At 68.1% G+C, this 13993-nt stretch carries 16 protein-coding genes and 1 tRNA gene; 7 read left to right on the top strand and 10 right to left on the bottom strand.

Annotation, left to right across the window (positions count from 1 at the left end; genetic code table 11):
• Together RT123_RS10245 and RT123_RS10250 are read right to left on the bottom strand one after the other, a co-directional pair.
• On the bottom strand, window positions 1-482 hold a 482-nt coding region (locus RT123_RS10245; protein WP_313009055.1), incomplete at its 3' end, for a DUF4880 domain-containing protein.
• 85 nt (window positions 483-567) lie between these two features.
• Window positions 568-1131, bottom strand: coding sequence for a sigma-70 family RNA polymerase sigma factor (locus RT123_RS10250; protein WP_313009057.1), 564 nt, complete (start codon window positions 1129-1131; stop codon window positions 568-570).
• A 121-nt stretch (window positions 1132-1252) separates the two neighbouring features.
• Between RT123_RS10250 and RT123_RS10255 the strand changes: the two genes are divergently transcribed.
• Genes RT123_RS10255 through RT123_RS10280 form a run of 6 tightly spaced genes read left to right on the top strand, consistent with a single transcriptional unit; the run spans window position 1253 to window position 6104 of the window.
• Window positions 1253-1939: a thermostable hemolysin gene (locus RT123_RS10255; RefSeq protein WP_313009058.1), complete on the top strand. Its 687-nt coding sequence runs from the start codon at window positions 1253-1255 to the stop codon at window positions 1937-1939.
• Window positions 1936-3360, top strand: coding sequence for an AMP-binding protein (locus RT123_RS10260; RefSeq protein WP_313009060.1), 1425 nt, complete (start codon window positions 1936-1938; stop codon window positions 3358-3360). Before RT123_RS10255 ends, RT123_RS10260 begins: the two co-directional genes overlap by 4 nt.
• Before the next feature lie 8 nt (window positions 3361-3368).
• Window positions 3369-4046 (top strand): iron-containing redox enzyme family protein, encoded by a 678-nt coding sequence (locus tag RT123_RS10265; RefSeq protein ID WP_313009061.1) that lies wholly within the window; start codon window positions 3369-3371, stop codon window positions 4044-4046.
• Window positions 4036-4788, top strand: a complete 753-nt coding sequence (locus RT123_RS10270; protein WP_313009062.1) for an SDR family NAD(P)-dependent oxidoreductase — start codon at window positions 4036-4038, stop codon at window positions 4786-4788. Before RT123_RS10265 ends, RT123_RS10270 begins: the two co-directional genes overlap by 11 nt.
• 27 nt (window positions 4789-4815) lie before the next feature.
• Window positions 4816-5463, top strand: coding sequence for a lipopolysaccharide assembly protein LapB (locus tag RT123_RS10275; protein ID WP_153922598.1), 648 nt, complete (start codon window positions 4816-4818; stop codon window positions 5461-5463).
• A gap of 11 nt (window positions 5464-5474) precedes the next feature.
• Window positions 5475-6104, top strand: a complete 630-nt coding sequence (locus RT123_RS10280; RefSeq protein ID WP_313009063.1) for an isoprenylcysteine carboxylmethyltransferase family protein — start codon at window positions 5475-5477, stop codon at window positions 6102-6104.
• A gap of 2 nt (window positions 6105-6106) precedes the next feature.
• On the opposite strand, the gene RT123_RS10285 is transcribed toward RT123_RS10280, so the two are convergent.
• Window positions 6107-6925 (bottom strand): hypothetical protein, encoded by an 819-nt coding sequence (locus RT123_RS10285; RefSeq protein ID WP_313009064.1) that lies wholly within the window; start codon window positions 6923-6925, stop codon window positions 6107-6109.
• A gap of 89 nt (window positions 6926-7014) precedes the next feature.
• On the opposite strand from RT123_RS10285, the gene RT123_RS10290 reads away from it, so the two are divergent.
• Complete coding sequence (locus RT123_RS10290) at window positions 7015-8424, top strand: SLC13 family permease (RefSeq protein ID WP_091749145.1); 1410 nt, start codon at window positions 7015-7017, stop codon at window positions 8422-8424.
• Window positions 8425-8441: 17 nt separating this feature from the next.
• Here RT123_RS10290 and RT123_RS10295 read toward each other — a convergent pair.
• From RT123_RS10295 to RT123_RS10325, 7 genes are all read right to left on the bottom strand, one after another.
• Window positions 8442-8528 (bottom strand) — tRNA-Leu (locus RT123_RS10295).
• 58 nt (window positions 8529-8586) lie between these two features.
• Window positions 8587-10032, bottom strand: coding sequence for a M20/M25/M40 family metallo-hydrolase (locus tag RT123_RS10300; protein WP_313009065.1), 1446 nt, complete (start codon window positions 10030-10032; stop codon window positions 8587-8589).
• Between the two features lie 43 nt (window positions 10033-10075).
• Window positions 10076-10315, bottom strand: a complete 240-nt coding sequence (locus RT123_RS10305) for a DUF3297 family protein (protein ID WP_045810378.1) — start codon at window positions 10313-10315, stop codon at window positions 10076-10078.
• Between the two features lie 311 nt (window positions 10316-10626).
• Window positions 10627-11547, bottom strand: a complete 921-nt coding sequence (locus RT123_RS10310) for a hypothetical protein (RefSeq protein WP_313009066.1) — start codon at window positions 11545-11547, stop codon at window positions 10627-10629.
• Window positions 11548-11564: 17 nt separating this feature from the next.
• Window positions 11565-12146 (bottom strand): DUF6468 domain-containing protein, encoded by a 582-nt coding sequence (locus RT123_RS10315; RefSeq protein ID WP_313009067.1) that lies wholly within the window; start codon window positions 12144-12146, stop codon window positions 11565-11567.
• Window positions 12146-13189 carry a flagellar motor switch protein FliM gene (gene fliM / locus RT123_RS10320; protein ID WP_017504455.1) on the bottom strand — a complete coding sequence of 348 codons (1044 nt, stop codon included), beginning with the start codon at window positions 13187-13189 and terminating at the stop codon, window positions 12146-12148. The genes RT123_RS10315 and fliM overlap by 1 nt, the downstream gene beginning before the upstream one ends.
• Window positions 13190-13191: 2 nt before the next feature.
• On the bottom strand, window positions 13192-13863 hold the full coding sequence (locus tag RT123_RS10325) for a flagellar basal body-associated FliL family protein (RefSeq protein ID WP_313009069.1): 672 nt from the start codon (window positions 13861-13863) through the stop codon (window positions 13192-13194).
• Window positions 13864-13993: the final 130 nt, after the last annotated feature.

The raw sequence follows: 13993 nt of genomic DNA on the forward strand, positions 1-13993 counted from the left end.
GCCTCGGCCTGATCCATATGCACCAGACGCCGTCCCCGCTCCATGTTCACCGACAGGGTCGAGCCGCCGTTGATCTGAAGCCGCGATCCGTCGTCCAGCGTCACCGTCCGCGTTTCGCCGGGTACGGTGCTGTAGACCACGGTCGGCTCGGTTTGCAGCAGTGGACCCAGGAAGATCGCCGCGGCGAGGGCCGCAGCCATCGCCGGGGCCGCCACCATCCATCGCCGCCCCAAGCCCTTGCGCCGCTCGCGGTGCGTCGACAGGTCGATGACCGGCGCCGGCTGAACGTCGGACAGGTCGTCCGAAGCGGTCCACAGCCCCTCGGCCTCGTCGAAGGCGCGCCGATGAGCCGGGTCTTGATCGAGCCAGGCCGTGGCCGCGTCGATGTCCACGATCATCACGTCATCGGCGCGCAGACGCACGACCCAGGCGGCGGCCTGGGCGGCGATCTCCTCGTCCTTGATGACGTCGTCCTGGGTCATGATCCGGTCCGGGCCCGAGCGGGCTTTGGGGGAGAGACGACGCGGTCGCGCCGCATCCTCAATGAAAAATGGCGAAATCCGGTCGTCATGGCCAACCGACCCGCAGCAGCAGTTCCTTCAGCGAGGCGGAAACGTATTTTTCGACCGCGCTGCGCGAGACGCCCATCCGTTCGGCGACCTCGGCCTGGCTGAGCCCGGCCATCTTGTGCAGACGGAAGGCCTCTGCGGCCTTGGGCGGCATCCGATCGATCGCGGCGACCACCTTTTCCAGTTTCAGCTTGGCCCAGACGGCGTCCTCGGCCGACGGCGCATCCTGGGCTTCGGCCGCATCATCGATAGCGGAAGCGCGCCGCCATTCCAGATCGCGCGCGCCCGCACGACGCTGCACCTTGGACGCATCCAGGGCCAGATTGGCGGCGATGCGATAGAGGAAGGCCTGCGGGTGGCGGACCTCGGCGGCGGCCTCCTCGGTCATGGATTGCAGCCGCACCCAGACATCCTGCGCCAGATCTTCGGCCGCAGCCGACGATCCCGTGCGCGCCGTCAGAAAGCGCACCAGGGCCGGGCGGCTCTCCAGCCACGCCTCCGCCAAGGCTTGCCGCGCCGGTCGGCTCGGGTCGTGTTGAGGGGGACCGAAAGAGGCGTTCACCACCCCATCGTGGGTTGCTGCGCCCTTTGCGGCAACCGCGATTGCGACGGCGAAAGATTTTTTTGTGGGGGGCGCCGCACCGCGTCGTCTCTGGCCCGAAGTCCCCTGGCCCGAGGCCCGCATGTTTCCGCTCCGCCTGTCCGAAGACGCCGATCCGGTTCGGCCGCGCGCGCGCCGCACGCTGTCGTCGCGCATCATCCGGTTCGACGACCCCTGCCGAGGCGAACGTCGCCGCGTGGAGCAGTTCATCGAGGCGGCCTATGCCGAGGCCTATGGCGGCCAGATCCAGGCCCATTTCCCGACCCTGATGAGCGTTCAGGACGAGGCTGGCGTCATCTATGCCGCCGTCGGCTTCCGGCACGCCGCCGAGGCGCCTCTGTATCTTGAGCAATATCTGGACGGGTCCGTCGAAACGGTGCTGAGCCAGGCCATCGGCGCCGTCATCGACCGCGCGCAGGTGGTCGAGATCGGCAGCCTGGCCTCCAGCGGACAGGGCGCGACCGTCTTCCTGTTCGCCGCCATGGCCCATCATCTGCAGTCCGAAGGTCTCAGGTTCGCCGTCGCCACCGCGACCGACGAACTGCGCCGCATCTTCCACAAGGCCGGCCTGGGCGCGCTTCAACTCGCGCGCGCCGATCCGCGCCGCCTCGACGACGGCGGCGGCAGCTGGGGCGCCTACTATCAGACCGATCCGGTGGTGCTGGCCGGCTCGATCGACGCTGCGACCGCGCCGCTGGATCACTTCTCCGAAACGGCGCCGGTCGGACGGGCCGTCCGCACCCGCCTGCACTATGAGGATCGCTCATGAGCGCCGTTCTGGACGCCCTGTCGCGTCGCGCCCGCACCACGCCCGATGATGTTGTGATCCAGTGGGCCGAGGGTTCGCTGACCGCGGCCGAACTGTTGGCGCAGGTCGGTCAGCTGGCGGCCGCCCTGGCCGATGATCGGTCTCCAGTCGGGGTCCTGCTCGACAATGGGCCGGCCTGGGTCGTCGTCGATCTGGCGCTGATCCTCGCCCAGCGGCCAAGCGTGCCGATCCCGCCCTTTTTCACGGCCGCTCAACGCGATCACGCCCTGGCCGACGCCGGCGCGGGGCTGCTGATCACGCCGGGCGCTCCGGGCGAGCTGGCGGAAGGCGGCGCGCCCATCCGGTTGACGCCGACAGGGCTGGCGGTACGCGATCTGCATCCCGGCACGGCCAAAATCACCTACACCTCCGGCTCGACCGGCGCGCCCAAAGGCGTCTGCCTGTCTCAGGATCAGATGGAGGCGGTCGCCGCCTCTCTGGTTCAGGTCCTGGGCCGGGATCGCGCCGGGCTGCATCTGCCGGTGCTGCCCTTGGCGGTGCTGCTGGAGAATGTCGCCGGCCTCTATGCGACGCTTCTGGCCGGCGGCCGCTATCACGCCGCCAGCCTGGCCGAGGCCGGGATGGGCCAGGCCTTCCGCCCCGACTTTGCGCGCCTGCTGACCGCCATTGTCCAGACCGGCGCCACAACCCTGATCCTGGTTCCCGAACTGCTGCGCGGCCTGATCGGCGCCCAAGGCGCAAGGCGGCTGGATCATCGGCTGGAGATGATCGCGGTCGGCGGCGCCCGGGTGTCCCCGGCCCTGCTCGAGGCCGCCGCCAACGCGGGCCTGCCCGTGGTCGAGGGCTATGGCCTCAGCGAATGCGCCTCGGTCGTGGCGCTCAACAGTCCGGACGACGCCCGCCCCGGTACGGTCGGCCGGCCTCTGCCTCACCTTGCGGTCCATTTGGCCGACGACGGCGAAATCCTGGTCTCACCCCATCCCTTCCTCGGCTATGTCGGCCAGGCGCCCGCGCCGGAGCGCCTGCACACAGGCGACATCGGCCGCTTCGACGCCGATGGACGGCTCAGCATCGAAGGTCGCAAGGCCAACACCCTGATCACCGCCTTCGGCCGCAACGTCGCGCCTGAATGGGTCGAGAGCGAGCTTCTGGCCGAGCCCCTCATCCTTCAGGCCATGGCGATGGGCGAGGCGCAGGCGGCGTTGTCGGCCCTGATCGTGGCGACGCCCGGCGCCGAACTGGCCCAGGTCGAAGCGGCCGTCGCGCGCGCCAACGCCCGCCTGCCCGACTACGCCCGCATCGGCGACTGGCGTCTGGTCCCGCCCTTCGATCCCGCCGCCGGTCAGGTCACGGCCAACGGCCGTCCGCGTCGCGAAACCCTGCTGCGCACCTACGCCCCCTCTCCCTCGCAAGCCGCCTGAGAGTTCTCATGTCGTTTTTTGAAACCCTGGTCGCCGCGACCGCAACCGAGCGGGCCGCCTTCGCCGCCATCCCTCAGATCAGGGACGGTCTGGCCGGCCGCATCAGCCGCGACACCTACGTCGCCTATCTGGCCCAGGCCTATCACCACGTCCGCCACACCGTGCCGTTGATGCAGGCCGCCCGGGCGCGGCTGGACGATGACCACGCCGTCTTCAAGGCCGCGCTCGACGACTATATCGCCGAGGAAACCGGCCATGAGCAGTGGATCCTAAACGACATCCGCGCCGCCGGCGGCGACCCCGATCAGACCGTGCATAACGGCCCGAACGTCGCGACCGAACTGATGGTGGCCTATGCCTATGACACCATTCAGCGCGTCAATCCGATGGCTTTCTTCGGCATGGTCTATGTGCTGGAGGGCACCAGCATCCAGCTGGCCAGCGTCGGGGCAGAGGCCGTGCAGCACAGCCTCGGCCTGCCGCCCGCCGCCTTCACCTATCTGATCTCTCATGGGGCTCTGGATCAGGACCACATCCTGTTCCTCAAGCAACTGCTGGACGGAGTGTCGAACGCCGACGACCGCGCCGCCATCGTCCACATGGCCAGGGTGATGTTCGGCCTGTTCGGCGGGGTCTTCGCCTCCATCCCCCACATCGCCGCGCGGGAGACGGTCGATGCAGTTTGAGGATCGCAACATCCTGATCACCGGCGGCTCCGGCGCCCTAGGGCGCCGTGTGGTCGAGCGGATCGAGCGCGAGGGCGGTCGGGTCGCCATCGTCGCCCGTGCGCCGGTGGCGGGCCATCACACCCTGGTGGGCGACCTGTCCACTCCGCATGGCCTAGACAGCGTCGCCGAACAGGCTGGCGCTCGCGCCTGGGACATTCTGATCAATATCGCCGGCATCCAGCATTTCGGCCCGCTTGAGCAGCAGACGCCCGAGCATCTGCTGGCCACCTATATGGTCAATCTGGTCGCGCCAGCCCGTCTGGCCCAAGCCGTCCTGCCCGGCATGAAGGCGCGTAAGCATGGCCAGATCGCCAATGTCGGCTCCATTTTCGGCTCGATCAACTTCGCCCACTTCGCCAGCTATTCCAGCGCCAAGGCCGGGATGCGGGCGCTCAGCCAATCGTTGCGTCGCGAGCTGGCCGGCACGGGCGTCGGCATCACCTATGCCGCGCCCCGCGCAGTGGCTACGCCGTTCAACTCCGCCAAGGTCGACGAATATGCACGTCTGACCGGCATGGCCGTGGACGATCCGGACCCGATCGCCGACCGCATCGTCGCCGCCATCCGCTCAGATCGCCGCGACGTCTATCTCGGCTTCCCCGAAAGCCTGTTCGTCCGCCTCAACGCCCTGGCGCCCGGCCTGATCGACGGGGCCCTGAAGTCCAACGACCTGAAGGCCCGCGCCCTGTTCGCCGGCTGAACCACAGAACAAAAGGAGAGACACGCCATGAAGACCGCCCTGTTCGCCCTGGCCCTGATGGCCGCCCCCCTGACGGTCGCCTCCGTCGCCCATGCCGACGCCTGCGACGACCGCGCGCGCGGTCTCCAGCAGTCGTGGGACCATGTGAATTTCGAGGTCCCGCAAGGCGTTCGAATGGCGGAAATGGCGCGACTGAACACCCAGGCCGACGCCGTCGTGGCCCAATGCCCCAACCGCGCTGAACCTCTGGTTTGGGACGCCATCATCACCGCTTCGGAAGCGGGATTGAAGGGCGGCATCGGCGCCTTGGGCCTCGTGCGTGAGGCGCGCACCGAACTGGAACAGGCCGAGCGGATCAACCCGCGCGCGCTGAACGGCTCGGTCTATGTCAGCCTCGGTTCGCTCTACGCCCAGGTGCCGGGCGCCCCGATCGGTTTCGGCAACCGCCAGCGCGCCCGCGACTACCTCCAGCGCGGTCTGGCCATGGCGCCCAACGACGTCGACGCCAACTTCTTCATGGGCGACCTGCTAGTGCGTGAACACGACTGGAACGGCGCCGCCCGCTACCTGCAAAAGGCCATCGACGCCCCCGCCCGCCCCGGCCGCGCCGTCGCCGACCGCGGTCGCAAGGCCGAGGCCCGCGCCCTGCTCGTCCGCGCCCAGCAGCATCACTGAACAGATCCATCATGAGCCCTGTTCCCCCCGCCCTGTCGCTCGACGTCGTTCAACGCCGTCGCAAATGGTTCGCCGGTCTTGTTCTGCTGGCCCTCATCGTCCTGACCGCCAGCGTTCGCTCGGTCGCCGTCCTCGACGGCGAATGGCATGAGGGCGTCGAAGGCTTGGGCCTGGCCGCCATCATCGTCGCCATCGTCGGTCGCGCCTGGTGCTCGCTCTATATCGGCGGACGCAAAAAGGCCGAGATCGTCGATCGCGGCCCCTATTCCATCACGCGCAACCCGCTCTATGTCTTCAGCTTCATCGGCGCTTTCGGCGTCGGCGCCCAGACCGGCAGCGTGACGATCGGCGCCATCTTCGCCGTGGCGACCTTCCTGGTCTTTCTGCGCACGGTCGGCCGCGAAGAGGCCTGGCTGGCCGAACATTTCGGCGCGCCCTATGCCGCCTATTGCGCCCGCACGCCGCGCTTCTTGCCCAAGCCCGCTCGCTGGCGCGACGCCGAGGAACTGACCATCCGTCCCGCCTTCTTCGTCCGCACCCTGCGCGACGGCCTGGTTTTCCTCGCCGCCATCCCCGTCATGGAGGGCATCGAGCACCTGCAGTCATCAGGGTTGATCGGTTTTCCGATCAGCCTGTTCTAGCCCTAACCGTCGCGCCATTCGCTGAGCGTCTGGCCGTCGGCGTCTTCGAAGGCGACGCGATCGAACTGCGCCGCGCCGATGCAGACCGGCCGTTGATCAGGGGCTGCCGCACGACAGTGGATGGCGCGGCCGTCGGCGAAGGTGGTCATCCGGCCTTCCAGCACGAGACGATAGCCCTGTGCTGATGGCACAGGCGGCTGGCCATGCTCGCCGCGCAGGGTGAACTGATAGGCGCGGCCGTTTCGACGGCCAGTCCGCGCGCCGTTCGGCTTGAATACGGCGGCCAGCCCCGAAGTTTGAGGCGAGGCCTGGCTTGAAGCCGAGGCGCCGGGCGCAATCGCCGGGCAGGCCTCGGTGCGCAGCCACGGCCGGGCCAACCAGAAGCCTTCGGCCGCCTCCAAGCTGCTGTCGTCGTTTCCGATCAGGCCGGACCGCAGCCAATCCGCCGGCGCCAGGCTGAACTTCAGGCTCTGACCATCCTTCGCCCAGGCGACTGTCGCCTGCCCATCGGCCGCAGCCTCGGCGGCGTCGCCGGGCTCACCGCACCCAAAGGCCTGGCGCACGACGAAGCGGCGCCCTGCCAGAGACGCGCCCCCGACCTCGCGCCCTGCGGCGAAGGCCGAGGCGGCGACGTCCATGGCCTGAAGCAGGCCGGCGCGGTCCAGGACCGGCGCTGGCGCGACCGTCACGACCGGCGGCGTTTCGGATTTTTTGTCCGGAGCAGGCGCAGGCTGCGGCTCACGCTGACAGCCGGCGAGCACCACCAGGGACAATGCAAGCGCGACGAGTTGGGGACGAGGCGACGCAATCGGATCGAGCATGGAACTACCCTAACACGCGAACCGCTGAGGGGGATGCGCTCACCCGAAAAAGGTTGACGCGAGCCATGGGGGACGGTCTGCACAACTTCATGACTTTCGACCAAATCGCCGCCCTAGCCGTGCTCGTCGCCGTCGTGGGCGTCCTGATCCATGGCAAGATGCGGGCCGATGTCGTCGCCTTGACCGGCGCCGCGGTGCTTCTGCTGCTGGGCGTCGTGCGGCCGGTCGAGGTGCAGGGCGCCTTCGCCAGTCCTGCGGTCATCGCGCTGGCCGGCCTGTTCGTCATCGCCTACGCCATTGAACTGTCCGGCCTTTTGGGCTGGCTGATCCGACAGGCGACGCAGCTTTCCGCCCGGATCGGCGCCCGAGGCATCTGGATCGTCATCGGCCTGTGCGGTTCGGTCGGCGGCTTTCTGAACAACACCCCTGTGGTGGTCTTGGCCGCGCCGGTGATCCGCGACGTAGCCCAGTCGCTGCGCCTGTCGCCCAAACGCTTTCTGATGCCGCTCAGCCACGTCACTGTCATGGGCGGTCTGCTGACGCTGATCGGGACATCGACCAACCTGCTCGTCAACGATATGGCCCGCAACGCCGGCCAGCCGGTCTTCGGCCTGTTCGAGATCACGCCCGTAGGTTTGGCCATCGCGGTCGTCGGCGGCCTGTGGCTCTATTTCGTGGGCGCGCGCCAACTCGGCCGATCGGTCGCCATGGACGAGGCGGAAGCCGCACGCCTGGCGGAAATGGAAGAGGCGCGTCGCCGCGCAGAGGCCGAGGCCATCAATCGCCGCAAGCGCCTGCTGCCGTTCGGCCTGCCGCGCCTGGGCGGATCACGAAACCAGGTCGATGGGTCGGGCGATGCGCATCTCGGCGACGTCGAACTGTATGGGGCCGCCGATCGTCCGCTGCGGCTGAGGCCGGCTGCGATCTCGCTTGGCGTGTTTGTCCTGGTGATCTTGTCGGCGGCGCTGGGGTGGGCGCCGATCGCCGCCTCGGCCTTCGCCGGAGCCGTCGGCTTGATCCTGTTGCGCGTCATTACGCCCGAAGAGGCCTATGCCGGACTGCGCCCTGAGATTCTGTTGCTTATCGCCGGCATGGTCGTGGTCGGCACGGCGATCGAGGTGACCGGTCTGGCCTCAGCCGGCGCAGATCGTCTGATCGGCGTGATCCGGCCCCTGGGGCCGCTGGGCGCCCTGATCGTACTTTACGGCGTGACGTTGTTCGCCACAGAACTGCTGTCCAACGCCACTGTCGCGGTTTTGATTACCCCCATCGCCGTGGCCCTGGCCGAAAGCCTTGGCGTGGATCCCCGCCCCTTTTTGGTGTGCGTCATGATGGCGGCCTCGGCCGCCTTCGCCACCCCGTTCGGCTATCAGACCAATGTGCTGGTCTTCAATATGGGCGGCTATAGCTACATGGACTTCGTCCGCGTCGGCCTGCCTCTGAACCTGATCACCTGGATCGCCGCCATGGTCGCCATCCCGATCTTCTTCCCGTTCTGATCGAGTGGCAGTCGGAGTGGTGCGGGCGGCCGGGCTTGAACCGGCAAGGACTTTCGTCCGGCAGATTTTAAGTCTGCTGCGTCTACCAGTTTCGCCACGCCCGCAGCCCGGTCTGGCCCGGTCCGGCTCCTATAGACGGAACCGGGCCGGGTCTCCAAGTCGTCAGCGTGTCGGGGTCGCAGGCGTGGTCGCGGGCTTCATCGCCCGGAAGTCCACGTCCGAATCGGCGATCAGCCACAGCAGGCCCGCCCAGGCGGCGACGTTCTGGTTCAGTTGCGCCGGGTCGATCTTGTCGAGCGTGTCGTTGGCGGTGTGGTGCAGGTCGAAATAGCGGGTTCCGTCCTGAGCCAGGCCGAAGAAGGGCACGCCCAGCGGACCCATCGGTCCGACATCAACGCCGCCTTCGGTCTCGACGCGATCGGAGGCCAGGACGCCGATCGGGTAGAGGACGCGGGTCGCGGCCTTCTGGAAGTCCGAGCCTTGCGCGCCGGCGGGCAGGCGCAGGGCATAGATGCGGTCGGCGCCGAAATCGCTCTCGCCGGCGATGATGTGCTTGTCCAGCGCTGCGCCCTGGCCACGCGCGTAGACGCCGCCGCCGTTGCCGGTCTGGGCGGTCGGCTGGGCCACTTCTTCCGAACCGTAGAAGATGACGCGCAGGGTGCGGGCCGGACGGCGGCCGCTGTCGGCGATGGCCTTGGCGGCGGCGATGGTGATGGCGCCCCCTGCCCCGTCATCAATGGCGCCGGTGCCCAGGTCCCAGCTGTCCATGTGCGACCCCAGGACGACGATCTCGTCGGGGCGCGTGGCGCCCGGCAGATCGCCGATCACGTTCTGGCTGGTGGTGCGATAGGTGCGGGCGGTCGAGGTCAGGCGCAGGCGCACCGGCTGGCCCAGGGCGACCAGGCGACTGACCTGATCGGCGTCGGGCGCAGCCAGGGCGAAGGCGGGAATAGTCGGCTTTCCGTCGACGTAGCGGGTGGTGCCGGTGTGCGGCATGCGGTCCTCGTCGGAACCGACCGAACGCATGACGAAAGCCGCCGCGCCCTTGGCCGCCGCCACGCCGGGGCCGGCGCCGCGCACGCGGGTCTGAGGGCCATAGCCGGAGCCGTCCTGCATCGGGTGCATCTGGCCCAGGTCGACATAGACGATCTTGCCGCGCACGGCGGCGTCGGGCGCGGCCTGCAGGTCTTCGAAGGTGGAGAAGCGCACGACCTCCGCCTCGACACCGCCCCTCGGCGTGGCCGGCGAGTGGCCAAGTGCCGCAGCGACCAGGGCCTGGGCGTTGTCACCGACGATGGCGGCCGAGCTTTCGCCTCGCTCCCAGCCGACCAGCGGGAACTCTTCGATGCGGACGTTCTGGAAGCCGTTTGCGCGCAGATAGTCGGCGGCCCAGGTGGCGGCCTGCTGTTCGGAACGGGAACCCGCCGGGCGCGCGCCGAACCGCGTCGTCAGCTGGGTGACATAGTCCATGGCGATGTTCGAACGCATCGCGGCGTCGCGCACCACAATCGCCTGCTGCACCGTCGCCGCATCCTGAGCATGGGCCGCCGGGATGAACGCGACAAGACCCAGGGCGACGGCGCTGGCGGTCAGCAGACGGATGGACATAGGCAGGCTCCGGACTCAGATGAGAGCCGGACCCTAGGAAGGTTCAGTCGTTCTGGAAATAGGGTTCGACCGGACCCTGCAGTTTCACGGTCAGGGCCTTGCCCTTGCGATCCACGCGGTTGCCAAGCGCCAGGCGTACCCAGCCTTCGGACACGCAATACTCCTCGACATTCGTCTTCTCTTCGCCCTTGAAGCGAATGCCGACGCCGCGTTGCAGGACCTCGGCGTCGTGATGCGGGCTGGACGGGTCGACCGAAAGGCGATCGGGGGGCGTGTCGGACATGGCGTTGGTCGGGCTCAATTCTCGGGAAGGCGCGGTGATAGACGCGCAGGCGCGCCCTGCCAATCCGAAACCGGGTTCAAAGACCTACGGCAGCAGGTGATAGTGCTGGGCGACAATGGCCATCATCGCGGTTCCGACCGCCGGAACGGCGAGTATGATGGCCCGGCGCATGCGGTGCGCGACGTAAAGCAGTTCGCCGATCATGGCGGGGATCCTCGATGTCATCGCTCTCTGACGGAGCATTCGAAGATCATTGGTCGCACGGCGCCCGCTGTCGAGACGAAACGTCAGCGTCAAGATTACACTTCAGGTTACTGCACAGTTTGCCGGGGCTGGGCGTTGGGGGCTGCTGACGGCTGATAGGCCTGCGGGCCAGCCGGAGCGGGAGCAGCCGCAGGCGTGGCGGCGGGACGGCGCGCCGGAGTCGCGGCCGGGCGAGCCGCCGGTCGCGCAGCGGGACGGTTGGCGGCCGGGCGCGGCGTCGGACGGGTCGTCGGGGCGGCGGCGGGCTGAGCCGTCGGTGTGGCGGGCGGGGTCGTGGCGGCGGGCGCAGCAGCGGCGGGCGTTGCGGCCGGAGGCGTCGCAGCCTCGGCGGCGGCGGCGCGGGCGGCCATCTGCTGGGCCTGGAAGCGTGCAGCCAGCTTTTCGGTCAGCTCCTTGGCTTGCGGCGCGCTCATCTGGGCCATGATGGCGGCCAGGGTGCGCGGGCGCATGGCGGCGGCGACCGGCAGGCGCACCCGGTCCTCCAGCGCGGCCATGACCGGGGCGGCCTCCTTGGGACGCATGGCGGAATAGACCTGAACCAGACGATCGATCTCGGCCTTCTCGCGCTCGTCCACCTGGCCGAGCATCTGCTTCATCTCGGCCTTCAAGGCTTCCAGCGCCTTGACCTTGGCGTCCAGCTTCTGCTCGGCGGCGACCATCAGAGGCAGGGTGGTGGCGAAGTCCTGATCCCGCGCATCCAGCGCCGCGCGACGCTGCGACAACGACTGGATGATCTTCAGCTCGGCCGGCGAAATCCCGGCCTGCTGGGCCAGCTGTTCGGGAGACAGGGCGGAACAGGTGCCGGGCAGAGCCGGCTTGGGCGGCGCGCCGGCCGCAGCAGGAACCGCCTCCTCGGCCCAGGCCTTGGCCCCGTCGAACAGGCCAGGCGCGACGCCGACAGCACGCACGGCGACGACCCCGCCGATGGCGATGGCGATCAGGGGCAGGATGCGAGGAAGGCGGGCCATGAAATGGGGTTCCGAACTCAGGCGGCGAACAGGTCGTCGTCGAGATTACGACGCGCGGCGTTGAGGCTTTGTTTGGCGGAATGGTTAGCGGAGCGTCCGGCCGTCAGGGCCTGAACGATGGCGGCGACATTGTCGCGTCCGGCGGGCGCAGCCGTTTCATTGCGACGGTTCGAAGCGGGACTGGCCAGTCCCTGGATGCGTTGCGCCAGGGCCGCCATACGTTCGGCCCGCTCCTCGTCTTCGGACGCGGCCGGCGCCGGAGCCAGGGCGGCCGGGGTCGCGCGACGGGCGGGTTCTTCCTCAACGATCCGCGCCGGCGCCATGGCCGGTGCGCGGGCGATCAGGGTTTCCAACTGGGCCTTGACCTCTCGCGCCTTGATGATCCGGTCGTGAAGCAGGTCCGTTTCCTGACCCGAGGCGCGAAGGGTGGCCAGGGCGTTTTCGGCGCGGCCGGCGGCGGCGTTCAGTTCGGTGACGGCCTGGGCGAAGGCCTGCTGTCCGGCGCGCAGGGCGGCCAGCTTGCGTTCCAGCTTGATGCCGTAACCGACCGCTGCGATCAGCAGCGCCATCAGCACGCCGTCCATGATCATTCCGGCCATCAGACGTTCACTCCCAGGCGGGCGGCGACTTCCGGATTGACCGGCCCTTCGACGCGTATGGCGATGTGCTGGCCCTTGCGACCCATGCGGCCAGTGGTCAGCGGGATGGAGCCGGCGCGGATCGACACCTCGGAATCCGGCGTGGCGTTCAGCATCATCGTGTCGCCGACCTTGAGGTTCAGCACGCTGGACAGGGGCATTTGCTGTTCGTCCAGGACTGCGCGGACTTCGGTCTCGGTCGTCCAGATCTCGGTGGCCAAGTGGCCTTCCCAAATGTTGTCGCGGCCGAACTTCTCGCCCATGAACTGCTGCAGCAGCATCTTGCGGATCGGCTCCAGCGTCGCATAGGGCAGCAGCAGTTCGATACGACCGCCGCGATCCTCCATGTCGATCCGCAGCTTGATCAGGATGGCGGCGTTGGCGGGACGCGCGATGGCGGCGAAGCGCGGGTTGGTCTCAAGCCGGTCCAGGTTGAAGTGGACCGGGGTCAGAGGCTCGAACGCCTGGCGGGCGTCGTTCAGCACGACCTCGACCATCCGCTGCACCAGAACCCGCTCGATAGTGGTGTAGGGCCGGCCTTCGATGCGCAGCGCCGCCGTGCCGCGACGACCGCCCAGCAGCACGTCGACGATCGAATAGATCAGGTTGGAATCGACGGTCAGTAGACCGTAGTTGTCCAACTCCTCGGCGCGAAACACCGCCAGAATGGCCGGCAGCGGGATCGAGTTCAGATAGTCGCCGAACCGGATCGACGAAATATTGTCCAGGCTGACTTCGACGTTGTCGGAGGTGAAGTTGCGCAAGGATGTCGTCATCAACCGCACCAGGCGGTCGAATACGATCTCCAGCATCGGCAGACGCTCGTAACTGACGAGCGCGGAGTTGATGATGGCGCGGATGCCCGAGCGTTCGGAACCGTCGTCGTCGCCCAGATCGAAGCCCAGCAGGCTGTCGATCTCATCCTGGTTCAGGACGCGCTCGGACAGGGCGTCGCCAGGATCGCCCAGACCGCCGAACGGATCGAGTTGCGCCGCGTCCGTCATGCCTATTGCACCAGCATTTCTTCGATCAGTACGGCGTCGACCTTGCCCGGAGCGGCGATCAGATTGACCCGTCGCAAGATCTCGGCGCGCAGCTGATAGGTGCCGGCCGAGCCGCTGAGGTCCTCAGGGCGCAGTTCGCGCACAAAGCCGGTGAACATGTCCTGCAGACGCGGCATCTCTTCCTGCAGATGGGTCGCCACCTCGGCGTCCTGCATCTCCAGCGTGAGCTTCAGTTTCAGGAAGGTCGGACGGCCGTCGGGCGACTGAATGTTCATGACCATGTCGGGCAGGGTGTAGAAGGTGACGCCATCCGGCCCTTCAGAAATGACGCCCAGCGCAGGATCGGCCTCGCCTTCCTTGCCGCCGCCGTGACCGCCGCCTTCCTTCTTCTCTTCCTTGCCCTCGGCCTTCTTGTCGGCCTTCTCTTCTCCGTGGCCGGCTTCGGCCTCGGCGCCGTGCGCTTCGGCGGGCTTGGGCTTTAGCATGAGGAAGGCGGCCGCCCCGCCGCCGCCCAGCACCAACAGGGCGATCGGCGCGATGATGAACAGCAGCGGGATCTTCTTTTTCTTGGGCGCGGCGGTGTCGCCCTCGGCGGCCTCGCCTTCGGTCACAGCCGGCAGGTTGGCGTCGGCGTCGGTCGCAGGCGGACCCTTCTTCTTGCCGAACTTGAACATGCGCGCGCCCCGGAGACTCTCTCACGACAAGGATCGTCCGGTTTGGTTAACGCGACGTTTACAATGGGCAGGATTTGCCGGGTCGGAAGCGGCCCGATCCCGCTCAAACCCGCATCCCGCCTGAATTAAC

Source organism: Brevundimonas vesicularis (assembly GCF_032067225.1).
Lineage (GTDB): Bacteria > Pseudomonadota > Alphaproteobacteria > Caulobacterales > Caulobacteraceae > Brevundimonas > Brevundimonas vesicularis_F.